A 22,756-nucleotide genomic window follows, 5' to 3' on the forward strand; every position below is an offset into this window, starting at 1 on the left:
GGTCGGGCAGGGTCGGGCGGCCGCAGGACGGCTCGGGCCCGCGAACGCCCGGCCGGGGTGCCGGCCGGGCGGACGTGCGGGGCGGCGGTGGCCTACGGGTTGGAGCCGACGATCGTCGGGATGGCGTTGGTGGTCTTGACCTTGACGGCGTAGTTGCCCTTGAAGGTCGGCTTGGTGGCCGTGGTGACCACGGAGCCGCAGTTGACCGGAGCCGGGCTGCTGCTCACCGACAGGTCGCCCACGACGCTGTTGACCGCCAGGACGCCGGTGGAGTTGGTGTAGGTGGCCGAGGCCTTGCCCACCACCGTGAACTTGCAGGCGCCGGCGGTGACCTGCGCCTTGACGTTGCCGACGTAGCCCTTGGTGACGCCCGTCGCGGCGTTGTAGTCCTGCGCGACGACGTCCCAGGGGGTGACCGAGGTGGTGGTGACGTTGCCCAGGACACTGGTACACGGTGCACCGGACGAGCCGAAGGTCATGGTGGTGATGTCGGCGACGTCCCCGGGGTTGCCGGTGGTGCTGTTCATCGAGCCCTCCGCTCCCGAGACCGTGCAGGTCATCGGGATCGTGGCGGTCAGCACGATGTTGCCGACGTTAGTGGCCTTGAACGCGGCCGGCGAGGGGGTGACGGTCCACACCGTGGAGGGCACCGCCGAGGACGGGCCGACGGCGAGGCCCAGCGCCGACGCGGCCGCGCAGACCACGATGGCCGACCTTCTCGTGTTCTTCTTCATGGCTCGGGACTCTCCTTGAGGGTTGACCGGCGAAGACGGGCCTGACGTTACTCGCGGGAAACTTAGCCGAACAATGCGGTAGTCCATGATTCTTTTAAAAGTCGGACCACCTGTTTCCGGGGTGAGTGATCCGCGCTTCTCCTTGCTCACGTGGCGCCAAGTCCGGGAAATGTGAACGGCGTCCGGGCTGTTCACAGCGGTGTCGCTCCCATCCGGTCCCGATGCTCACCGGCCGACAAGTTTCCGAGCGGTTTTTGTGCCCTGCCTGACAGGTTCCGGATGGCCGAAGTCGGCATCCCGGAAAACTCCGATTCCGGTGTTGCCCGCCGAGGTTACTCGGCCGTAACGTGCCGGTGTGGTGCTCGGTTCCAGGTCGGTGACCCCCGTCGGCCGGAGCCATGACGGACACTTTTCGGCCCTCCCTCCATCGGTCCGGGTGTCCGTCGGCAGGGTCCCGCGGGGCCACACCCCCCGGAACCGCGCGACCCTGCCCTGTCTCCCCGGAGACAAGTCCGGGGCCGCCGTGTTGTCTGCGCGGTGACAAGTTCGCCCGGGCCGCCGGAGATCCGGTGCCGACCCGTTGTCAGTGCGCTCCGCGCCGAATTAACGTGCGCCCGCAGCGCGTATCCGATTGACGTCCGCTGGAGGTGATATGGGAATCGAAGTAGTGGTCGAGGGTCTGACCAAGTCCTTCGGTAAGCAGAGCATCTGGCGGGACGTATCACTCACTCTTCCGGCCGGCGAGGTCAGTGTGATGCTGGGCCCGTCCGGAACTGGTAAGACCGTTTTCCTGAAGTCGCTCATAGGGCTGCTCAAACCCGAGAAGGGCCGTGTCCTCATCAACGGAGTGGACATGGTGAACAGTCCGGAGAGAGACGTCTACGAGACCCGGAAACTCTTCGGTCTCATGTTCCAGGACGGCGCCCTCTTCGGGTCCATGTCCCTTTTCGACAACATCGCCTTCCCGCTGCGGGAACACACCCGCAAGAAGGAGTCCGAGATCCGTCGCATCGTCATGGAGCGGATCGAGGTCGTCGGACTCCTCGGCGCGGAGGGAAAGCTTCCCGGGGAGATCAGCGGAGGCATGCGCAAGCGCGCCGGACTGGCCCGCGCGCTCGTCCTCGACCCGCAGATCATCCTCTGCGACGAACCGGACTCCGGGCTCGACCCGGTCCGCACCGCCTACGTCTCCCAACTGCTCATCGACCTGAACGCGCAGCTCGACGCGACGATGCTGATCGTCACCCACAACCTCGACATCGCCGCCACCGTCCCCGACAACATGGGGATGCTCTTCCTGCGCGAGCTGGTCACCTTCGGCCCGCGCGAGGTGCTGCTCACCAGCGACGAGCCGGTCGTGTCCCAGTTCCTCGGCGGCCGGCGCGAGGGACCCATCGGGATGTCCGAGGAGAAGGACGCGGCCACGCTCGCCGCCGAGGCGGGCGCCGCCTCCGCCGTCCCCGCCGCGCCCCGGGTGATCGTCCCGCAGCTGGAACCGTCGCCCGGCCTGCCGCCGCGCAAGGCCGTCGCCCGACGACGTCAGCGTGTCATGGGCATGATCGACACGCTGCCGCCCGCCGCGCGGTCCGCCATCCGGGAGACCTACGCGAAGGACTCCGAGGCGGCCACCCTGCCGATGCCCGCCGCCGGGAGCGGCGCGTGATCACCGGCGCGCTGCGGCAGACCGGCCGGCTCTTCGCGCTCGCCGCCGAGGTCGTCCGGGCCGTCTTCCGACGACCCTTCCAGTTCCGCGAGTTCGTCGAGCAGTTCTGGTTCGTCGCGAGTGTGACCATCCTGCCCGCCGCCCTCGTGTCGATCCCCTTCGGCGCCGTCATCGCCCTCCAGGTCGGCTCGCTGACCGAGCAGCTGGGAGCCCAGTCCTTCACCGGGGGTGCCAGCGTCCTCGCCGTCGTCCAGCAGGCGAGCCCGCTCATCGTGGCCCTGCTGATCGCCGGCGCCGGCGGCTCGGCCATCTGCGCCGACCTCGGCTCCCGCAAGATCCGCGAGGAACTCGACGCCATGGAGGTCATGGGCGTCTCGCCGGTGCAGCGACTCGTGGTGCCCCGGGTCCTGGCCGCCATGGGCGTGGCGGTCCTGCTCAACGGCCTGGTCTCCGTCGTCGGCATCCTCGGCGGCTACTTCTTCAACGTCGTCATGCAGGGCGGCACCCCCGGCGCCTACCTCTCCAGCTTCTCCGCCCTCGCCCAGCTGCCCGACCTGTACGTCAGCGAACTCAAGGCGCTGGTCTTCGGGTTCATCGCGGGCATCGTCGCCGCCTACCGCGGCCTCAACCCGCGCGGCGGCCCCAAGGGCGTCGGCGACGCCGTCAACCAGTCCGTCGTCATCACCTTCCTCCTGCTCTTCTTCGTCAACATGGTGATGACGGCCGTCTACCTCCAGATCGTCCCGCCGAAGGGAGGCTGACCGATGGCCTCCCCGCTCGTCTGGCTCGACCGGTCCGGCGACCAACTGCTGTTCTACGTACGGGCCCTGCTGTGGATACCGCGGACCCTGCGCCGCTACCTCAAGGAGGTGCAGCGCCTCCTCGCCGAGGTGGCCTTCGGCTCCGGCGGCCTCGGCGTCATCGGCGGCACCATCGGCGTGATGATCGCGATGACGCTCTTCACCGGAACCGTCGTCGGACTCCAGGGCTACGCGGCCCTCGACCAGATCGGCACCGCCGCCTTCACCGGCTTCGTCTCCGCCTACTTCAACACCCGCGAGATCGCCCCCCTCGTCGCCGGACTCGCCCTCTCCGCGACTGTCGGGGCCGGGTTCACCGCCCAGCTCGGCGCCATGCGCATCAACGAGGAGGTCGACGCCCTGGAGGGCATGGGCATCCGCTCCATGCCCTACCTGGTCACCACCCGCATCATCGCCGGCGTGGTCGCCATCGTCCCGCTCTACGCGATCGGGCTGCTCTCCTCGTACGTCGCCTCCCGCTACGTGACCGTCCTGTTCAACGGGCAGTCGCGCGGGACGTACGACCACTACTTCAACCTCTTCCTCTCGCCGACGGACGTGCTGCTCTCCGTACTGAAGGTGCTGATCTTCAGCGTGATGGTGATCGTCGCCCACTGCTACTACGGCTACCGCGCCTCGGGCGGCCCCGCCGGCGTCGGCGTCGCCGTCGGCCGGTCCGTGCGCAACGCCATCGTGCTGATCAGCGTCACCGACTTCTTCCTGTCGCTGGCCCTGTGGGGCGCGACCACGACCGTGAAGGTGGCGGGGTGAGATGAGCGGACCGCGGGGAAAGACGCTGGGCCACCGGTTCGCCGGGGTGGTGTTCCTGCTGGTGCCCGCCCTGCTGATCTGGCTGGCCGTCGCCGTCTACGACAAGGAGTTCACCGAGTCCGACCCGGTGGTCGTGGAGACCGGCAGCGCCGGCAACCAGATGCACCCGGGCGCCGAGGTGAAACTGCGCGGCGTCGTCGTCGGCGAGGTCCGCGACATCGACGCCGACGGTGCCGGGGCCCGGCTCACCCTCGCCATGAAGCCCGGCTCGCTGGACCACGTACCGTCCGACGTGCGCGCGCAGATGCTGCCGACCACCCTGTTCGGCGAGCGGTTCGTGGCCCTCGTACCGCCCGCGAACCCCTCGGCCGAGCCGCTGGCCGCCGGAGCCGTCGTCCCCCAGGACCGCTCCGCCAACGCCATCGAGCTCCAGCAGGTGCTCGACGACGTCCTGCCGATGCTCACCGCCGTCCAGCCGCAGAAGCTCGCCGCCACCCTGTCGGCCGTCTCCCAGGCCCTGGAAGGGCGTGGCGAGCGGCTCGGCGAGACGCTGAGCCTGCTGGACGAGCACCTGGAGGAGTTCAACCCCAACCTGCCCGCCCTCAACCGCGACCTCAAGGAACTCGTGAAGGTCAGCCACGTCTACGCGGACGCCGCGCCCGACATCATCACGGCGCTCACCGACTTCACCACCACCAGCGGCACCCTCGCCGAGCAGGAGGCCGAACTCGCCGCCACCCTCGGCGCCACCACCCGGACCTCCGAGGACGTGACCGCCTTCCTGCGCAAGAACCAGGACAACATCATCCGGCTGAGTGCCACGAGCAGGCCGACCCTGGAACTGCTCGCCGAGTACTCCTCGGCGTTCCCCTGCACCCTGCGCACCCTCGCCGAGTTCGTCCCGGCCATGGACAAGGCGCTCGGCAAGGGCACCGACCGGCCCGGCATCCACGTCGACGTCACCACCGTCCCCTCGCGCGGCGCCTACCGCCCCGGCCGCGACACCCCGGTGTACGACTCCGGCGGCGGCCCCCGCTGCCCCTCCGTGCCGTACGTCGGCGCACTGCCCCGGCCCACCGCGCGGACCGCGTCCACGGCGGCGGACCAGGACCTCGGGCCCGCCAACTCCCCGTCCGAGAACGACCTCGTCAACGAACTCCTCGCCCCCGCCGCCGGCGAGAGCCCCGAAGGCCTGCCCGACTGGAGCAGCCTGCTCGTCGGCCCCGTCTACCGCGGTACGGAGGTGACGCTCCGATGACCGATCGCGACAGCGCGCACACCCGGCGCCGCCCGCTGACCGGGCCGCTGCTCAAGTCCCTCGTCTTCGTGGTGGTCACCGCCCTCGCCACGACCGTGCTCGGCCTCGGCGTCGCCGGCGGCGGTGCCGGCTCCGACTCAGGCGCCCGGACCTACAAGGCCCTGTTCACCGACGTCACCGGGCTCATGGACGGGGACAGCGTGCGCATCTCCGGCGTGCCGGTCGGCGAGGTGACCGACGTACGCGTGGTGCACCGGCGCACCGCGCAGGTCACCTTCACCGTCCGCGAGGACCGCACGCTGCCCCGCTCGACCACCGCCGCCGTGAAGTACCTCAACATGGTCGGCCAGCGCTACGTCGCCCTCGGCCGCGGCAGCGGCGACCTCACCGGCACGCTCCCGGAGGGCGGCACGGTCCCGCTCGACCGCACCACACCCGCGCTCGACCTGACCCTGCTCTTCAACGGCTTCAAGCCGCTGTTCGAGGGACTCTCCCCAAAGGACGTCAACGAACTCGCCGGGTCGATCGTGCAGGTGCTCCAGGGCGAGGGCGCCACCGTCGACAGCCTGATCCGCCACATCGGCTCGCTCGGGACGACCGTCGCCGCCAAGGACAAGGTGATCGGCCAGGTCGTCACGAACCTCACCACCGTCCTGGACACCCTCAACGACCGCGAGGACAGCTTCGACGACCTCGTCGTCACCCTCCAGCAACTCGTCACCGGCTTCAACGAGGACCGCAAACCCCTGGGCAAGGCCGTCACGGCCATGGGCGAACTCACCACGGTCACCGCCGGCCTCCTCGAGGACGGCCGGGAGCCGCTCAAGAAGGACATCCGCGAACTGGGCCGGCTCTCGGACAACCTCGGCGAGCACACCCCGCAGATCGAGGACTTCCTCGAACGGACCCCCGCCAAGATGACCGCCCTGACGCGCCTGTCCTCCTACGGATCGTGGTTCAACCTCTACCTCTGCGAGGCCCGGGTGAGCGGAGTGACCACCTCCGACGGCTCCGAACCACCGACCGGTATCGCGATCACCGAATCGAGGTGCCGCGGATGAGGCGCCCGCACCTCAAGCCCGTCAAGGAACGCGACCCCGTCGGAGTCGGCATCGTCGGACTGCTCGTCCTCGCCGTGATCGCCGTCCTCGTCTACAACGTGGAGCGCCTGCCGCTCGGCGGCTCCACCTCCTACAGCGCCGACTTCTCCGAGGCCGCGGGCCTGGACGAGGGCGACGAGGTGCGCATCGCCGGCGTCAAGGTCGGCAAGGTCACCGGCGTCGCCCTCGACGGGCCCAAGGTGAAGGTCTCCTTCGAGGTCGAGGACGCCTGGCTCGGCGACCGGACCACGGCCGCCATCGCCATCAAGACCGTCCTCGGCGACAAGTACCTGGCCCTCGACCCGCTCGGCGCCGCCCGCCAGGATCCCGGCAGCCGCATCCCGCTGACCCGCACCACCTCCCCGTACGACGTGACCCAGGCGTTCCAGGACCTCAGCGGCACCGTCGACGACATCGACACCCGCAAGCTCGCGGAGAGCTTCGAGACCATCTCCGACACCTTCGCCGACTCCCCGCCCCACGTCCGCAAGGCCGCCACCGGCCTGTCCGACCTGTCCCGCTCCGTCTCCAAGCGCGACTCGGAACTGTCCGAACTCCTCAAGGGCAGCGCCAGGTTCACCGAGACCCTGGAGAACAAGAAGTCCAGCTTCGAGACCCTCATCGACGACGGCGGCCCACTCCTCGGCGAACTGCGGGACCGCCGCGCCGCCATCAGCGCCCTGCTCAAGGGCAGCCAGGACCTCGGCATCGAACTCGGCGGCCTCGTCAAGGACAACGAGAAGCAGCTCGGCCCGACCCTCAAGGCGCTCGGCCGCGTCACCGGTGTCCTGGAGAAGAACAACACGCAGCTCGGCAAGACCCTCGCACTGGTCGGACCGTACTACCGCATGGTCGGCAACACCCTCGGCAACGGCCGCTGGTTCGACAGCTACCTGTGCGGCGTGGTGCCCCGCGCCTACCTGCCCGAGACCTCCCAGCCCGAGACCGGATGCCTGCCGCCGAAACAGCCGGCCGCGGCCCAGGGGAGCGGTGAGTGATGAACCGACGCCGGAAGATCCTCACCGGTCTGCTCGCCCTCGCGGTGCTCGCGGCCGCCGGACTGGTCACCGCCCGCGCCCTCGAAGCCGACGGCACCCGCCTCACCGCCTACTTCGACCGCGCCATCGGCGTCTACGCCGGATCCGACCTGCGCGTCCTCGGCGTCCGGGTCGGCGAGGTGGAGTCGGTGCGGCCGCAGGGCACGACGGTCCGCGTCGGCCTCCGCCTGGACGAGGGGGTGCGGGTCCCGAAGGGCGCGCGGGCCGTCGTCGTCGCACCGAGCGTCGTCTCCGACCGCTACGTCCAGCTCACCCCCGCCTACGCCACGGGCCCCGCCCTCGCCGACGGCGCCGTACTGCCCGCCTCCCGCAACCACGTCCCCGTCGAGATCGACCAGATCTACGACTCCATCACCGAACTCGGCGACGCCCTCGGCCCGGACGGCGCCAACTCCGAGGGCGCCCTGTCCGACCTGCTGCGCACCGGCGCCGCCAACCTCGACGGCAACGGCGAGGCCATCGGCACCGGCGTCGAGGAGTTCGGCAAGGCGGCCAAGACCCTCGACGGCAGCAGCGGCGACCTGTTCAAGACGCTCAGCAGTCTCCAGACCTTCACCACCATGCTGAAGGACAAGGACACCGACGTGCGCACCGCCCAGGAACGCCTGGACGAGGTCGTCGGCTTCTTCGCCGACAACAAGGACGATCTCACCGGCGCGCTGGAGGAACTCGGCAAGGCCCTCGGCCAGGTCAAGACCTTCATCGAGGACAACCGGGGCGAGCTGAAGAAGAACGTCGACCGGCTCGTCCCCATCACCCGGACCCTGGTCGAGCAACGGGCCTCGCTGGCCGAGGCGCTGGACGTGGCCCCCCTGGCCGCGGGCAACGTCGTGAACGCCTACAACCCCGACACCCGCACCCTCGACGGCCGCGCCAACCTCAACGAGATCAGCATCGGGGGTCCCCTGCTGCCGCTGCCCGTGACGGGCGCGACCGGTGAGCCGGAGGGCGACGGGACGAAGGGAGACGGCCGATGAAGCGCGGCACCCTCACCGCCGGCCGGGCCGCCGGACTGACCGCGGGCGGAGTGATCGCCCTCGGTCTCGGCTTCGCCCTGGCCATCGGCGGGATCACCGTCGTGCCCCGCGGCTTCGGCGGCCTTGACGACCTGCCGCTGCCCGGCGGCGCCGACCTCGGCGACCACCCCCGCACCGTCACCGCGGAACTCCAGGACGTGCTCAGTCTGGTCCCGCACTCCGCGGTGCGCGTCAACGACGTCGCCGTCGGCCGGGTCACCGGCATCGAACTCGGCGAGGACGACTGGTCGGCCCGCGTCACCATGGAGATCAACGGCGAGGTGCGGCTGCCCGCCGACACCACCGCACGGCTCGAACAGTCCAGCCTGCTGGGGGAGAAGTACATCCAGCTCGTCGCCCCCGCCAAGGAGACCGGAGCCGGCCCCCTCGAGGACGGAAGCGTCATCCCGCTGGCCCGCACCGGGCGCAACACCGAGGTCGAGGAGGTGTTCGGCGCGCTGTCCCTGCTCCTCAACGGCGGCGGCGTCAGCCAGCTCAAGACCATCACCCGGGAACTGGGCGCGGCGCTCGGCGGCCGCGAACCCGAGGTCCGCTCCATGCTCAAGCGGGTCAACACCCTGGTCGGCGACCTCGACGACCACCGGGGTGACATCACCGACGCCCTCGACGCCGTCAACCGGCTCTCCTCCACCCTCGCCACCCGCAAGGAGGACGTCGGCACCGTCCTCACCGGCCTCTCGCCCGGCCTGAAGACCCTGGAGAAGCAGCGCGGCTCCCTGCTGACCATGCTGCGCTCCCTCGACACGCTCTCCGGCGTCGCCGTCTCCACGATCAACGCGAGCAAGGACGACATGATCGCCGACCTCAAGGCCGTCGCGCCGACGCTGAAGGCGCTCGCCGACGCGGGCACGGACCTGCCCGACTCGCTCCAGGTGCTGCTGACCTACCCGTTCACCGACGAGGTGCTGCGCGGGGTGAAGGGCGACTACCTCAACACGTACCTGAGCATGGTCGCCGTGCCAGGGACCCAGGTGATCCCGCCCATCGTGCCCGAGGGCACACCGGCGAAGGAGAGGAAGCGCTCCTCCGCGCCGGCGGAGCAGCGGTCCGCCTCGCCCCTGCCGCTGCCCTCCGTGTCCGAGCCCGGAGGTGACCGCGGGTGATCACCCTCGCAGTACGGCTGAAGAACCTCGCCTTCCTGCTCGTAGCCGTCCTCGCCCTGTCCTACCTCGGCATCCGCTACGCCGACCTCGGCCGGTACGTGGGCGTCGCCGACTACTACACCGTCGACGTACAACTGCCGCGCACCGGGGGGCTTTTCACCCACTCCGACGTCACCTACCGGGGCGTCTCGGTGGGCCGTGTCGGACCGATCGACCTCACCGCCGAGGGCGTCGTCGCCGAACTGCGCATCAAGAAGTCCGCCCCGCGCATCCCCGCCGACACCAAGGCCGTGGTCGCCGGGCTCTCCGCCGTGGGCGAGCAGTACATCGACCTGCGGCCCGAGAGCGACGGCTCCCCCTACCTGGCCGACGGCGCCCGCGTCGAACAGGCCGACACCCAGGTGCCCGCACCCGTCACGGACGTCCTCACCAGCGTCGACGACCTCGTGGGCTCTGTCCCGCTTGAGGATCTGCGCACGGTCGTCGACGAGTTCGGCAAGGCGTTCGAGGGGCACGGCGACGACCTCCAGGTGCTGCTCGACAGCGGCAGCGACTTCGTGGAGGCCGCCGACCGGGCCCTGCCGTCCACCACGCTGCTCATCAACGACGGCGAGACCGTCCTGCGCACCCAGGCCGAGGAGGCCGAGGCCATCCGCGGCTTCGCCGTCGGGGCCGAGGAGCTGGCCGCCGCCCTCAAGGGCTCGGACGCCGACCTGCGCCGCCTCCTCGCGGTCACCCCCGAGGCCGCCACCCAGGTCAGCGGCCTGCTGCGGGACCTCGACCCGAGCCTGGGCGTCGTCCTCGCCAACCTCCTCACCACCTCCGAGGTCGCCGTCACCCGGCAGCGCGGCATCGAGGAACTCCTCGTGAAGTACCCGGCGGCCGTCTCCGCCGGTGCCACCGCCGTCGACGGAGGGAAGCTGAACCTCGGCATGGCCGTCACCTTCTTCACCCCCTTGCCCTGCACCGACGGCTACGGCGGCACGCGCTACCGCAACGGCCTCGACCTCGGCACCGCTCCTGCCCTCAACACCGACGCGGCCTGCACCGCCCCGGCCTCCACCGGCTCGAACGTGCGCGGCTCGGGGAACGCCCCGAAGGGCGGTGCGGTACCCGAACCGGCCCGGCCCGGCTCCCTGCCCTCGGGCGGCGCAGGACCCACGGGCAGCGGCGGCGACGCGGCACTCCCCGGCGCCCTCGCGCTGCCCGGACAGAGCGGCGAGGCGCCGTCCGACCTGACGGCGCTCCTCGACCCGGCCACCGGCGGTGCGCGGTGAGGCGGGCGCGGATCCTCACCGGAGCGGCGCTCGCCCTCGCCCTCGGCGTCTGCTCCACCGGTGCCTGGACGTACGCCCAGGCGCGCACCGACGACTCGCTCGCGTACGGCAGGGAGCGGGACGAGGCGCTCGCCGACGGCCGCGAGGGCATCGCCGTACTCACCACGCTCGACGCCTCCACCCGGCAGCGGGCGGAGCGGAGCATCCGGGACTGGCGCGCCGTCTCCACCGGCCCGCTGCGCGAGGAACTCGGCGACACCGAGCCCGCCGCGGGCTCCTCGGCGCGCGCCACGGTCACCGGGGCCGCCGTCACCGCGCTCGACACCCGGTCCGGCACGGCCAAGCTCATCGCCACGGTCCGCGTCGAGGTCACGCCCGCCACGACGAAGAAGCCGGCCACCGACCGCAAGCGCCTGGAGGCGGTCCTGGCCCGCACCGGCGAGGGGGAGTGGAAGGTGCGAGCGCTGAGCGCCGTACCGGTCGAGGCGGAGCAGGAGGGCGAGGAGCGATGACCACGGAGCCCGTCCTCGAGACCGCCCCCGCGGACGCGCCCGGCGACGCCCCCGACGGCCGCCCGCCGGGCGGGCGCCTCCGGCGCGCCCTGCCGGCCGCGGCAGCCGCCGTCCTCGTCCTCGCCGGCTGCGGCTTCTTCTACGCGGCCCACCAGGAGAGATCGGCCGCACCCGCCCGCAACCAAGCGCTCACCGACACCGAGGCCACCTCCCGCGTCGCCGGCGAGGTGGGCAACGCCCTCGCCCGGATCTTCTCCTACACACCGGACGGCACGGAGGCCGCCGAGCGCTCCGCACGCACCGTTCTCGACGGCCGCGCCGCCCGCCAGTACGAGACCCTCTTCGCCCGGGTCCGCGACGACCTCACCGAACAGCGCGTCACCCTGAGCACCCGGGCCGTCCGCACCGGAGTGATCGAACTCGACGGCGACGAGGCCCGCCTGCTGGTCTTCCTCGACCAGACCTCCCACCGCGGAAGCGACAAGGGCAAGGGCAAGGGCGAGAACGCGACCACCACCACCGCCGCGGCCCAACTCACGGTCACGGCAAGGCTCCAGGACGACCGCTGGCGGATCGTCGACCTCAAGGCCCGCTGAACATGCGGCAGACGGGAGTACCCATGAAACGCGCGGCCCGTGTCCGCACCGCACTCCGGCTCCGGCCGCTGCCCGCCCTGGCGCTCGCGCTCACCCTCGTCGCGGGCGGCTTCGCGGCGTGGGCGGGCCAGGACTGGTACGGGGCGGCCCACGACGAGCAGGCCGCCTACGCCGAGCAGCGGGACGCGGCGCTCAGCGCCGGGGAGCAGGCCGTGCAGAACCTCAACACGCTCGATCACCGCGAGCTGCAGCGGGGCCTGGATCTCTGGGAGTCGTCGACGACCGGCGAGCTGCACGAACAACTGGCCTCCGGCCGGGCGGCCTTCGCCGACCAGGTGAAGGAGGCGAAGACGGTCAGCACGGCCCGGGTGCTCTCGGGCGCCGTCACCGAACTCGACGACCGCGCCGGCCGCGCGCGTGTGCTGGTCGCCCTGCGCGTCACCGTCAAGGCGTCCGACGGATCGAAGTCGGACAAGGACAGCCGCATGCTCGGCGAACTCACCCGGACCGACGGCCGCTGGAAGCTGAGCGCCCTGGGCCAGGCACCCGTGGGCGGCGCACCGGCCGGCTGACCGGTCCCGTACCCGCAGCAGCCGGCCGCAGCGAGGAGGACACCGCACATGTCGACGACCCGTCACCACATCAACCGCCAGCGGCGCCGCCAGGCCCGCGAGACCCGGCCCACCTCCGGTGGCACGGCCGTCCTGACGTCCCCGGAGGCCGCCGAAGCGCCGCCGCCGTCCTCCGCACGGAAGCCGAAGCCGAAGCCGGAACCGAAGCCGAAACCGAGGCCGGGTCCGGCCGTCGCCGAGACCGAGCGGGCGAAGCCCACCCCCGCCGGACGGCGCCGGCCACTGGGCCTCGTGCTGCTCTGCGCGCTGACGATCCTGCTCGGCGTCTTCGCGGGCTGGGCGCACGCGGAGGCCGGGGCGCTCCGGGACGAGCCCGCGCGCGGCAACACCGCGCTGACCGACCTCGCCCGCACCAGCGAGATCAAGGGACAGACGACCAAGGCCGTCGACCGGCTCTTCTCCTACGACCACGCCGACCCCGGCGCCCTCGACAAGGCGGCCCGGGAGCTCCTGACGGGCAAGGCCCTCACCCAGCACCGGGAACTGCTCGCCGACGTCCGGGAGCGGGCCGACCGGCAGAAGGCGGTGATCACCACGACGGTCACCGAGAGCGCGGTCGAACGGATCGACGGCGACCGTGCCCGGGTCCTCGTCTACGCCGACCAGAGCAGTGTCGCCACCGCCGGCACGAAGGCGGGCGAGAAGGCCGGCCAGAGGAAGGACGCCGCCGAGGACCAGGGCGTGTACGCGGCGGCCATGCTCGCCGTCGACGTCGTGCACCGCGACGGACGCTGGCTGGTCTCCGCCCTCGACACCTTCGGCCGCTGAGGCCACCCCCACATCGTCTCCGACGGATCCGACAGGAGTGACGACCATGTCCGTACGCCGTGCCCGGCACCGGTACGCCGGCCGGAGCCGCAGGAGGCTGCGCACCACCGCCCTCGCCGTTGCGGCCATGGCGGCCCTCACCGCCTCCCAGGCCCCCGGACTCACCGGGGACGCGAAGGACACCCACGCGGGACCGGCCGCCGACGACCTGCCCCTCTCGCCGCCGGGCGGCCCGTTCGCCGCCCTCGCGCCACCCGGTGACGGCTCCTACCACACCGAACTCCCGCCCCTGGCGGCACGGAACGGCACACCCGCCCTCGCGCCGGTCCTCGGGCGGGAGATCCGCGCCCAGTCCGGCATCCCCGCCACCGTGCTGCGCGCCTACCGCGCCGCCGAGGCCGCCGTCGGCAGGACGGACCCCGGCTGCCGGCTGCCCTGGGAACTGCTCGCGGCGATCGGCAAGGTCGAGTCGGGCCAGGCGCGCGGCGGCGCGGTCGACCGGAAGGGCACGACGCTGAGCCGCATCACCGGGCCGCCGCTGAACGGCCGGGGCTTCGCCCTGATCCGGGACACGGACGGGGGCTCCCACGACGGCGACACGGTCTACGACCGGGCGGTGGGCCCGATGCAGTTCCTGCCCTCCACCTGGGCCCGTTGGGGCGCGGACGGCAACCGAGACGGCCGCGCCGACCCGAACAACGTCTTCGACGCGGCCCTCGCGGCGGGACACTACCTGTGCGCGGGCGACCGCGACCTGGGCCGGGCGGCGGACCTGGACCGGGCGATCCTGAGCTACAACAACTCCCGGGCCTACGTCGAACTGGTGCGGTACTGGCTGGAGTTCTACAGCCGGGGCGTCCACACCGTGCCGGACGGCAAGGGCGTCGTCCCGAAGAGCCCCGGCGCGGGAGGCGACACCCCCGCGACCGAGCCCGTCGACGGCGGGGGCAAGGATCCCGTGGGCCGGGAGGACGGCATCGACATCGGCCCGGACCCGACGACCACACCGTCGAGGCCGGCCCCCTCGCCCTCGCGCCCGGTACCGACGAAGAGCCCGGACCCCTCCACCCCGACGGCGCCCTCGACGAGCCAGGAGCCCTCCGACCCGCCCACGGAGCCGCCCACCGAGAGCCCCACCGGGTCACCGTCGCCGGACCCGACCGACCCGGGCCCGTCGCCCACCCCGACGGACGACTGCTCTCCGGAAACGGGAACCCCGACACCCGACCCCAGCGCCTCCCCGGACGGCACGGCCTGCCCGAGCCCTTCGCCGACCGCGACGGAGTAGGCAGGGCCACGGCCGCCGCGACCCCGGAGCCCGGCGCTCAGCCCGCCCGGCCCATCCCGGCGGCGTTCGGCCAGCCCGTCGCCGGGACCGACTCCAGTCCGTTGGTGCCCCTGACCTGGGCGGCCGTGAGGCCACCGTGGGCGGGGACGCCGGGCGGGGTGGGACCCATGGGCGGGTAGGGCGCCGCGGCCGCTGCCGCCGGGGCGGGCGCGGGCATCGGCATGGGTGCGGGCGCCGGCATGGGTGCGGGCGCCGGAGCCGGTGCGGGCATGGGCTGGGGGACCGGTGCCGGCTGGGGGACCGGCACCGGCCCGGGGTACGGCGCCTGCTGGGGGAGCGGCGCCGGGGGCGGGGCCTGCGGGGGGACCGCGGCGGGGAGCGGCATGCCGGTGCCGGCGGCCGGAGCGGCGGCGATCCCCGGGACACCGGCACCGGCGGCCTGGGCGGCGATCGCCCGCATCCCGGCCCCGTTGGTCTGGGTCATCAGGCGGTCCACCGCCGCCGTGCCCGAGCTGTAGCCGGTCCCGGTGGCCGGCTCGGGCACGGCGGCTCCCCTCCTGGACCCGTAGAGCACCTGTTCCAGGCCGGACACCAGGCGACGTACGTCCACCTGGGGGCGCACCACGAGACGCAGGAAGCGGCTGGACGAACCGATCTTGTTGCCGCACTCACGGACCAGCACCCGGTGCTCGGTGAGCATGCGGTCCCGGACGACGGTGCCCTCCGCGCCCACCGGGAGGCGCACGAAGAGGAAGTTGCCCTGGGAGGGGTAGACGGTCAGACCGGGCAGCGCGGACAGCTGACCGGCCATCTCCAGCCGGTCGCGGCGGACCTGGTGCAGGCTCTGCGCGTATTCGCCGCCGTGGTCGCGGAGCATGAACACCACGTGCTCCGCGAAGGAGTTCAGGTTCCACTTGGGGAGCATGGCGCGCACCCGGCCCGCGAGCGCCGGGTTCGCGACCAGGTAGCCGAAGCGGATGCCGTGCAGCCCGAAGTTCTTGCCGAGGCTGCGCAGCACGACGACGTTGGGGCGCAGCATCGCCTCCTGGACGACACTGGGTTCCGCCTCCGCGTCGGCGAACTCCAGGAAGGACTCGTCGACGACGACCAGGTCCCGGTCCGCCATCGCGTCCATGAACTGCACCAGCGCCTGCTTGTGCAGATAGCCGCCGTCGGGGTTGTTGGGGTTGCAGACGACGGCGACCCGGGTGCCGCGGGCCCGGATGAACTCGGCGTACCGGGCGAGGTCGAGGGCGAAGCCGCTGGACTCCTGGAGCGGGAACATGTCGACCCGCTTGCCGGTCTCCATGGGCTGGTCGGTCCAGCGGCCGAAGGTGGGGACGGGGACGGCGAGGGACTCCCGCACCAGCAGGTGGTCGATCCAGGTGATCAGCTCCGTGGAGCCGTTGCCCATCGCCACGCACTGCGGCGGAAGCTGGAGCAGACTGCACAGTTCGGCGGTGATGGTGTCGGCGCTGCTCGGGTAGTACGTGATGATGTCCCGCAGCCGGACGGCCATCTCGTCGAACATCGCCGGGGTGGGGAAGTACGGATTGCACGGAATGCAGAAGTCCACCGGGCCGGCACCCGTCTCGTCCCCGCTCTCCCGCGCCAGCGCAGCCATCGACGGGCTGTGCGCCGCGGTGCTGCGGAACAGCGAGGTGACGTTGCCGGACAAATGGACCTCCGTAGGTGGGCGGCCCGCGCGGGGAGGTGCGGGCCGCCCTTACATACGGAGGCGGGAGGGGCGTCGTTCAACGCGTGTGAAGAAAGTGTGCCCTCACGCGTCGAACGAGTGCACCGTCGAGGTCCGGTACGTCTGTCCGGGCCGCAGCACCGTCGACGGGAACGACGGCTGGTTCGGCGAGTCCGGGAAGTGCTGCGTCTCCAGGCACAGGGCGTCGCCCTGGCGGTAGAGCGCGCCGCCGGTCCCGGTCAGGGTGCCGTCCAGGAAGTTGCCCGAGTAGAACTGGAGGCCCGGCTGGTCGGTGGCGATGCGCAGGGTCCGGCCCGAGGCCGGGTCGCGCAGGGTGGCGACGTGTTCGGGGCGGTCGGTGACACCCTTGTCCAGCACCCAGTTGTGGTCGAAGCCCTTGGCGGTGACCAGCTGCGGATGGTCGTCCCGGATGTCCCGGCCCACGGGCTTGGCCCGGCGGAAGTCGAAGGGCGTCCCGGACACCCGCGCCAGTTCGCCGGTCGGGATCAGGCCCGCGTCGGTGGGCGTGAAGCGGGAGGCGGCGATCGACAGCTCGTGGTTCTCGACCGTGCCGCTGCCCTCACCGGCCAGGTTCCAGTAGACGTGGCTGGTGAGGTTGACGACGGTGGCCCGGTCGGTGGTGGCCGCGTAGTCGACGCGCCAGTCCCCGCGCCGGGTGAGCGTGTACGTCACCCGCGCCCGGAGCGTGCCCGGGTAGCCCATCTCGCCGTCGACGCCGGTGTAGTGCAGGACCAGGCCGACGTCGGGGCCGTCGGTGAACGGCTCGACGTCCCACACCCGCTTGTCGAAGCCGCGCGCGCCGCCGTGCAGGCTGTGCTCGCCGTCGTTGACGGAGAGCTGGTACTCCTTGCCGTCCAGGGTGAAGCGGCCCTTGCCGATGCGGTTGCCGTAACGGCCGATCAGGGCACCGAAGTAGGGGCTGGAAGCCACGTAGTCGTCGAGGTTGTCGAAGCCGAGGGAGACGTTCGCGTGGCGGCCCCTGCGGTCGGGGATCTCCAGCGACTGGACGGCGCCGCCGTAGGAGAGCACCTTCATCCGCGTGCCGCCGTTCTCCAGCGACCAGCGGTACACCTTGGTCCCGTCGGCGAGCCTGCCGAAGAGTTCCTTCACCGGCCTCGTGCCTCCCGTGGCGTGTGCGGTGCCGCCGAGGGCGGCGGCGGTGAGACCGGCTGCGGCCGCGCCGGTGATGACCGTGCGCCTGTTCAATTCCATCCGGCAACTCCTCGAGTGGGTTGATGGACGCGCCCCTTCAGGGACGCGGGGCTGTGCCGATGTGCGGCTCCGCCGCGTGGGCACGACCAGCCGCCACCGGCCCGCGGTCTCCGTACGGCCCGAACGGACCGCGTCTCTAGGAACCGACCCGCCGCTTGTTCCACACGTCGAACCCGACCGCGGCCAGCAGCACCGCGCCCTTGATGACCTGCTGCCAGTCGGTGCCGATCCCGACGAGGTTCATGCCGTTGTTCAGCACGCCCAGGACCAGACCGCCGATGATCGCGCCGAGGACCGTGCCGACGCCGCCGCTCATCGACGCGCCGCCGATGAACGAGGCGGCGATGGCCTCCAGCTCGAAGTTGAGGCCCGCCTTGGGGGAGGCCGCGTTGAACCGGGCGGCGAAGACCAGGCCGGCCAGCGCCGCGAGCATGCCCATGTTCAGGAAGACCAGGAAGGTGACCTTCTTGTCCTTCACGCCGGACAGCTTGGCCGCGGGCAGGTTGCCGCCGATGGCGTAGATGTGGCGGCCGAGGATCGCGTTGCGCATCAGATAGCCGAAGCCGACGACCAGCACGCCCAGGATGAGCAGCACCACCGGCGCGCCCTTGTAGCTGGCGAGCAGCAGCGTGACGACGAGGACGGCGGCGACCAGCGCGACCAGCTTGAGCAGGAACAGCTTGACCGGCGGCACGTCGAGGGAGAACTCCTGCTGCCGCCGGCGGTCGCGGACCTCCTGGTAGATGACGAAGGCGATCAGGACGAAGCCCAGGAGCAGCGTCAGGTTGTGGTAGTTGGTGTTCGGGCCGACCTCGGGCAGGAACCCGTTGGCGATCTTCTGGAGGTCCTTCGGGAACGGGCCGAGCGTCTGGCCCTTCAGGAAGATCTCCGTCAGACCGCGGAAGAGCAGCATGCCCGCGAGGGTCACGATGAAGGACGGTATGCCGAGATAGGCGATGAAGAACCCTTGCGTCGCCCCCGCCGCCGCGCCGATGGCGAGGCAGAGCACCACCGCGAGCGGCCACGGCAGATCGTTGTCGACCATGAGCACCGCGGCCATCGCGCCGATGAACGCCGTCAGCGAGCCGACCGACAGGTCGATGTGGCCCGCGATGATGACGAGCATCATGCCGATCGCGAGGATCAGGATGTAGCTGTTCTGCAGCACCAGGTTGGACACGTTGCGCGGCAGCAGCAGGTCGCCGTCGGACCACACGGCGAACAGCGCGACGATCAGGCCGAGCGCCATCAGCATGCCGTACTGCCGCATGTTGCGGCGCATGCCGTCGAGCATCAGCCGCAGCAGCCCGTCGCCGGTGGCGGACCCCCCTCTGCCGGGCGGCGCGGGGGCCGGGGTCTTGGCGGTCACGTCCGTGCTCATCGCGTTACCTCTTTGTCCGTCTTGTCCTTCGTCATCCGACGCATCAGCGCTTCCTGCGATGCCTCGGCCCGCGAGAACTCACCCGTCAGCCGCCCCGCGGCCATGGTGTAGATGCGGTCGCACATGCCGAGCAGCTCCGGCAGCTCGGAGGAGATGAAGACGACCGCCTTGCCCTCGGCGGCCAGCCGGTCGATGACCGTGTAGATCTCGTACTTGGCGCCCACGTCGATGCCGCGCGTGGGCTCGTCCAGGATCAGCACCTCGGGACCGGCGAAGATCCACTTGCTGAGGACGACCTTCTGCTGGTTGCCGCCGGACAGCTTGCCCACCGGCTCGAAGACGGTCGGCGCCTTGATGTTCATGGACTTGCGGTAGTCCTCGGCCACCTGCCGCTCGCCGTGCTCGTCGACGACACCCCGCTTGGAGACCTTGCCGAGCGCGGTCAGCGAGATGTTCCGGTTGATGGTGTCGATGAGGTTGAGGCCGTAGTGCTTGCGGTCCTCGGTGACGTAGGCGATGCCGTGCCGGACCGCCTCGGGGACGGTCTTCGTGCGGATCTCGGTGCCGTCCCTGAGGACGGTGCCGGCCGCGTGCCGGCCGTAGGTCCGGCCGAAGACGCTCATCGCCAGCTCGGTGCGGCCGGCGCCCATCAGCCCGGCGATGCCGACGATCTCGCCGCGCCGGACCTCGATCGAGACGTCGTCGACCACCTTGCGCTGCTGGTCGATGGGGTGGTGCACGGTCCAGTTGCGGATCTCCAGGGCGGGCGCGGCCCCCTCCTCGGGGTGGTGCGGCGTCCGGTCGGGGAAGCGGTTCTCCAGGTCGCGGCCGACCATCCCCGAGATGATCCGGTCCTCGGTCGTCTCCGCCGCCTTCACGTCGAGCGTCTCGATGGAGCGCCCGTCGCGCAGGATCGTGACCGAGTCGGCCACCCGGCGGATCTCGTTCAGCTTGTGCGAGATGATGATCGAGGTGATGCCCTGCTCCTTCAACTGAAGGATCAGTTCCAGGAGTTTGCCGCTGTCCTCGTCGTTGAGCGCCGCCGTCGGCTCGTCGAGGATGAGCAGCTTCACCTTCTTGGAGAGCGCCTTGGCGATCTCCACGAGCTGCTGCTTGCCCACGCCGATGTCGGCCACCCGGGTCTCCGGGTGCTCGTCCAGACCGACCCGGCGCAGCAGCTCGGCGGCGTGCCTGAGGGTGTCGTTCCAGTTGATCAGGCCGCGCTTGGCGTGCTCGTTGCCGAGGAAGATGTTCTCGGCGATGGACAGATACGGCACCAGCGCCAGCTCCTGGTGGATGATCACGATGCCGTGCTGTTCACTCGCCCGGATGTCCTTGAACCGGCAGGTGTCGCCCTCGAAGAGGACGTCCCCCTCGTAACTGCCGTGCGGATGGACGCCGGAGAGCACCTTCATCAGGGTCGACTTGCCGGCGCCGTTCTCCCCGCAGATGGCGTGGACCTCGCCCTGGCGAACGGTGAGCGTGACGTCCGACAGCGCTTTGACGCCGGGAAAGGTCTTGACGATCGAGCGCATTTCCAGGACGGGTCCCGCCATGGTCGTGCCTTCCAATCCTTGAGGGGGCCCGGTTACTTGAGGTCGTCCGCGCTGTAGTAGCCGCCGTCGACGAGGACCTTCTCGTAGTTGGTCTTGTCGACGCTGACCGGCTCGAGCAGGTAGGCGGGGACGACCTTGGAGCCGTTGTCGTAGGACTTGGTGTCGTTGACCTCGGGCTTCTTGTCGTTCAGCACCGCGTCGACCATGTTCGAGGCGACCTTGGCGAGCTCGCGAAGGTCCTTGAAGACGGTCTGGGTCTGCTGGCCCGACTTGATCGACTTCACCGAGGCGATCTCGGCGTCCTGGCCGGTGACGACGGGCATGGGCTTGCTGCCGGAGCCGTAGCCGTCCGACTTCAGGGCGGACAGGATGCCGATGGAGATGCCGTCGTACGGCGAGAGCACCGCGTCGACCCGGGCGCTGCGGTAGCTGGAGGTGAGCAGGTCGTCCATGCGCTTCTGCGCGGTGCCGCCGTCCCAGCGCAGGGTGGTGACCTGGTTGAGGTCGGTCTGCTTGGACCGCACGACCAGCTGGCCCTTGTCCATGTAGGGCTTCAGGGCGTTCATCGCGCCCTGGAAGAAGTACCGGGTGTTGTTGTCGTCGTTGGAGCCGGCGAACAGCTCGATGTTGAAGGGGCCCTTCTTGCCCTCCTTCAGGCCGAGCTTGTCGACGATGTAGCCGCCCTGCAGCTCGCCGACCTTCTCGTTGTCGAACGAGGCGTAGTAGTCGACGTTCTCCGTGCCGAGGATCAGCCGGTCGTAGGAGATGACGGGGATGTCCGCGTCCTTGGCCTGCTGCATGACGTTGCCCAGGGACTTGTTGTCGATCGCGGCCACGATCAGCGCGTCCACGCCCTGCGTGATCATGTTCTCGAGCTGGGAGACCTGCTGGTCCGGGTCGTCCTCGCCGAAGACGAGCTTGGTCTTGAACCCCTTGGCCTTCAGCTCCTTCTCGACGTTGGCGCCGTCGGTGATCCAGCGCTCGGAGGACTTGGTCGGCATCGCGATGCCGACGGTGGCGCCGTCGGCGCCGCCCTTGTCCTCCTCGCTGCCACCCTCGCTGTTCTGGCCGCAGGCGGTCAGTGTCAGGGCGAGGGAGGCGGCGGAGGCTATGGCGGCGAGAGCGGCTCTGCGGTTGCGCATGGTCATCATCCTTGATGTGGGTCAGGGCTCGGTCCGAGAGCAGGTGTGTGGGATTGTGCGCGGCTGTGTCTTCTTTTGTGAAGGGAGTTTCCGGAACGTTATGACGAGATCTCGAACCGGTTGAGCGGCCCGGGCAGCCGCGTGCCAGGTGGTGCCATGTCCCCGTCCGCCCCGTGCCGGGCGAGCAGGTCGAGCGCGAGCCGTCCGCGCCGCACCCGTTCCTTGGCGGTGGCCAGCGTCAGTTCGCGCAGGTGGTGGCCGTAGGGGTAGATGCCGGGCGCCTTGGCGAGGCCGAACTTCAGATACAGCGGGGCGCCGCGCCGGATCAGCTCGGCGATCTCGTACATGCGCACATAGCCGCCCAGGTCGTCCGGGGCCTCGATGTACATGTCCATCGGCGCGGCCGAAACCCGCCGTATTTCGGTCAGGTGATCCGGCGTCAGATCACTGGGCACGTTGATGGAGTCGGCACCGAGCCGCTCGTAGACCGCGTACGAGGCCGGGTTGACCGGGCCGACCAGCGCGGAGAGCTTGAGCGTGGTGTCGGCGGGCACGAGACCGGCCGTCCGCGCCCGGTGCAGCGTCCACAACACGCCCTCGTCGGCGACCAGAAGACACTTCACGCCCAGCTCCGTGGCCCGGACGGCGTCCTCGACGCAGCCGGCGACCGCGTCGTGGCCGCGCGCCCTGAGCCCCGCCCCGCCCGAGTCGGTGCGGGTGGAGCCGCCGATGTCCCAGGTGCCGCGCGGGCCGGTGAACAGGCAGAGCTCGATGTCGCGTTCGGCGGTGGCCTCGACCATCTCGGTGATCTCGGCGTCGGTCAGCATCCACACACCGCTGCCCTGGCTGATCCGGTGGATCGGCACGTCCAGCCGCGAGGACTCCTTCAGTACCACCGCCAGCGCCTCCGGCCCCTCGCAGGAAGGGATCTCGGTGCGCCAGCGGCCGCCGTCCGGGAAGGAGTGCGGCGAGGCGTCGGCGGGATCGGGGGCGGGCGCGGCCAGCCCGAGAGCGGTGAGCGCCGGCTCACCTGGCCTGCGTACGGAGGCCGGGGCGGAAGCGTCGGTCACAAGCTGTCCTTAGTGTTCGATATGTCGGACGAAGTTCGCGGCTCCGGGCGCGAGCGGCGCGGTCCGGTGGGTGTACGCCGG

General features: G+C 71.0%; 21 protein-coding genes. 14 read left to right on the forward strand and 7 right to left on the reverse strand.

Features of this window, described 5'->3' with window-relative positions; genetic code table 11:
• Positions 1 to 92 precede the first annotated feature (92 nt).
• Positions 93 to 734, reverse strand: coding sequence for a hypothetical protein (locus ACGF3J_RS03080; RefSeq protein WP_161332336.1), 642 nt, complete (start codon positions 732 to 734; stop codon positions 93 to 95).
• 652 nt (positions 735 to 1,386) lie between these two features.
• On the opposite strand from ACGF3J_RS03080, the gene ACGF3J_RS03085 reads away from it, so the two are divergent.
• Genes ACGF3J_RS03085 through ACGF3J_RS03150 form a run of 14 tightly spaced genes read left to right on the forward strand, consistent with a single transcriptional unit; the run spans position 1,387 to position 14,597 of the window.
• Positions 1,387 to 2,397: an ABC transporter ATP-binding protein gene (locus ACGF3J_RS03085; protein WP_161332337.1), complete on the forward strand. Its 1,011-nt coding sequence runs from the start codon at positions 1,387 to 1,389 to the stop codon at positions 2,395 to 2,397.
• The gene (locus ACGF3J_RS03090) at positions 2,394 to 3,158 is read left to right on the forward strand and encodes an ABC transporter permease (protein ID WP_064727728.1); all 765 of its coding nucleotides are present in this window, start codon (positions 2,394 to 2,396) and stop codon (positions 3,156 to 3,158) included. Before ACGF3J_RS03085 ends, ACGF3J_RS03090 begins: the two co-directional genes overlap by 4 nt.
• Before the next feature lie 3 nt (positions 3,159 to 3,161).
• Positions 3,162 to 3,968, forward strand: a complete 807-nt coding sequence (locus ACGF3J_RS03095; RefSeq protein WP_161332338.1) for an ABC transporter permease — start codon at positions 3,162 to 3,164, stop codon at positions 3,966 to 3,968.
• Position 3,969: 1 nt separating this feature from the next.
• Positions 3,970 to 5,226, forward strand: a complete 1,257-nt coding sequence (locus tag ACGF3J_RS03100) for an MCE family protein (RefSeq protein WP_161332339.1) — start codon at positions 3,970 to 3,972, stop codon at positions 5,224 to 5,226.
• The gene (locus tag ACGF3J_RS03105) at positions 5,223 to 6,287 is read left to right on the forward strand and encodes an MCE family protein (protein ID WP_161332340.1); all 1,065 of its coding nucleotides are present in this window, start codon (positions 5,223 to 5,225) and stop codon (positions 6,285 to 6,287) included. Before ACGF3J_RS03100 ends, ACGF3J_RS03105 begins: the two co-directional genes overlap by 4 nt.
• Positions 6,284 to 7,324, forward strand: coding sequence for an MCE family protein (locus ACGF3J_RS03110; RefSeq protein ID WP_161332341.1), 1,041 nt, complete (start codon positions 6,284 to 6,286; stop codon positions 7,322 to 7,324). The genes ACGF3J_RS03105 and ACGF3J_RS03110 overlap by 4 nt, the downstream gene beginning before the upstream one ends.
• The gene (locus tag ACGF3J_RS03115) at positions 7,324 to 8,361 is read left to right on the forward strand and encodes an MCE family protein (RefSeq protein ID WP_161332342.1); all 1,038 of its coding nucleotides are present in this window, start codon (positions 7,324 to 7,326) and stop codon (positions 8,359 to 8,361) included. Before ACGF3J_RS03110 ends, ACGF3J_RS03115 begins: the two co-directional genes overlap by 1 nt.
• Complete coding sequence (locus ACGF3J_RS03120) at positions 8,358 to 9,524, forward strand: MCE family protein (protein ID WP_161332343.1); 1,167 nt, start codon at positions 8,358 to 8,360, stop codon at positions 9,522 to 9,524. The genes ACGF3J_RS03115 and ACGF3J_RS03120 overlap by 4 nt, the downstream gene beginning before the upstream one ends.
• Positions 9,521 to 10,801, forward strand: a complete 1,281-nt coding sequence (locus ACGF3J_RS03125) for an MlaD family protein (protein WP_161332344.1) — start codon at positions 9,521 to 9,523, stop codon at positions 10,799 to 10,801. Before ACGF3J_RS03120 ends, ACGF3J_RS03125 begins: the two co-directional genes overlap by 4 nt.
• Positions 10,798 to 11,313 carry a hypothetical protein gene (locus tag ACGF3J_RS03130; protein WP_161332345.1) on the forward strand — a complete coding sequence of 172 codons (516 nt, stop codon included), beginning with the start codon at positions 10,798 to 10,800 and terminating at the stop codon, positions 11,311 to 11,313. Before ACGF3J_RS03125 ends, ACGF3J_RS03130 begins: the two co-directional genes overlap by 4 nt.
• Positions 11,310 to 11,909 carry a nuclear transport factor 2 family protein gene (locus ACGF3J_RS03135; protein WP_202559024.1) on the forward strand — a complete coding sequence of 200 codons (600 nt, stop codon included), beginning with the start codon at positions 11,310 to 11,312 and terminating at the stop codon, positions 11,907 to 11,909. The genes ACGF3J_RS03130 and ACGF3J_RS03135 overlap by 4 nt, the downstream gene beginning before the upstream one ends.
• Positions 11,910 to 11,932: 23 nt before the next feature.
• On the forward strand, positions 11,933 to 12,481 hold the full coding sequence (locus ACGF3J_RS03140) for a nuclear transport factor 2 family protein (RefSeq protein WP_161332347.1): 549 nt from the start codon (positions 11,933 to 11,935) through the stop codon (positions 12,479 to 12,481).
• A 48-nt stretch (positions 12,482 to 12,529) separates the two neighbouring features.
• Positions 12,530 to 13,309, forward strand: coding sequence for a hypothetical protein (locus ACGF3J_RS03145; protein ID WP_161332348.1), 780 nt, complete (start codon positions 12,530 to 12,532; stop codon positions 13,307 to 13,309).
• Positions 13,310 to 13,355: 46 nt separating this feature from the next.
• Positions 13,356 to 14,597, forward strand: coding sequence for a lytic transglycosylase domain-containing protein (locus ACGF3J_RS03150; protein ID WP_161332349.1), 1,242 nt, complete (start codon positions 13,356 to 13,358; stop codon positions 14,595 to 14,597).
• Positions 14,598 to 14,634: 37 nt separating this feature from the next.
• On the opposite strand, the gene ACGF3J_RS03155 is transcribed toward ACGF3J_RS03150, so the two are convergent.
• The 6 genes from ACGF3J_RS03155 to ACGF3J_RS03180 form a co-directional block, all read right to left on the reverse strand.
• On the reverse strand, positions 14,635 to 16,275 hold the full coding sequence (locus tag ACGF3J_RS03155) for a pyridoxal phosphate-dependent aminotransferase (RefSeq protein ID WP_393853429.1): 1,641 nt from the start codon (positions 16,273 to 16,275) through the stop codon (positions 14,635 to 14,637).
• Positions 16,276 to 16,377: 102 nt separating this feature from the next.
• Positions 16,378 to 17,526, reverse strand: a complete 1,149-nt coding sequence (locus ACGF3J_RS03160; RefSeq protein WP_161331667.1) for an aldose epimerase family protein — start codon at positions 17,524 to 17,526, stop codon at positions 16,378 to 16,380.
• Between the two features lie 136 nt (positions 17,527 to 17,662).
• Positions 17,663 to 18,907 carry a multiple monosaccharide ABC transporter permease gene (gene mmsB, locus ACGF3J_RS03165; protein ID WP_161331666.1) on the reverse strand — a complete coding sequence of 415 codons (1,245 nt, stop codon included), beginning with the start codon at positions 18,905 to 18,907 and terminating at the stop codon, positions 17,663 to 17,665.
• On the reverse strand, positions 18,904 to 20,463 hold the full coding sequence (gene mmsA, locus ACGF3J_RS03170) for a multiple monosaccharide ABC transporter ATP-binding protein (RefSeq protein WP_161331664.1): 1,560 nt from the start codon (positions 20,461 to 20,463) through the stop codon (positions 18,904 to 18,906). The genes mmsB and mmsA overlap by 4 nt, the downstream gene beginning before the upstream one ends.
• Positions 20,464 to 20,495: 32 nt before the next feature.
• A complete protein-coding gene (chvE, locus tag ACGF3J_RS03175) occupies positions 20,496 to 21,605 on the reverse strand; it encodes a multiple monosaccharide ABC transporter substrate-binding protein (RefSeq protein ID WP_161331663.1) in 1,110 nt (369 codons plus the stop codon).
• A gap of 98 nt (positions 21,606 to 21,703) precedes the next feature.
• On the reverse strand, positions 21,704 to 22,675 hold the full coding sequence (locus ACGF3J_RS03180; RefSeq protein WP_161331662.1) for a hypothetical protein: 972 nt from the start codon (positions 22,673 to 22,675) through the stop codon (positions 21,704 to 21,706).
• Positions 22,676 to 22,756: the final 81 nt, after the last annotated feature.

Source organism: Streptomyces sp. NPDC048171 (assembly GCF_043202655.1).
GTDB lineage: Bacteria > Actinomycetota > Actinomycetes > Streptomycetales > Streptomycetaceae > Streptomyces.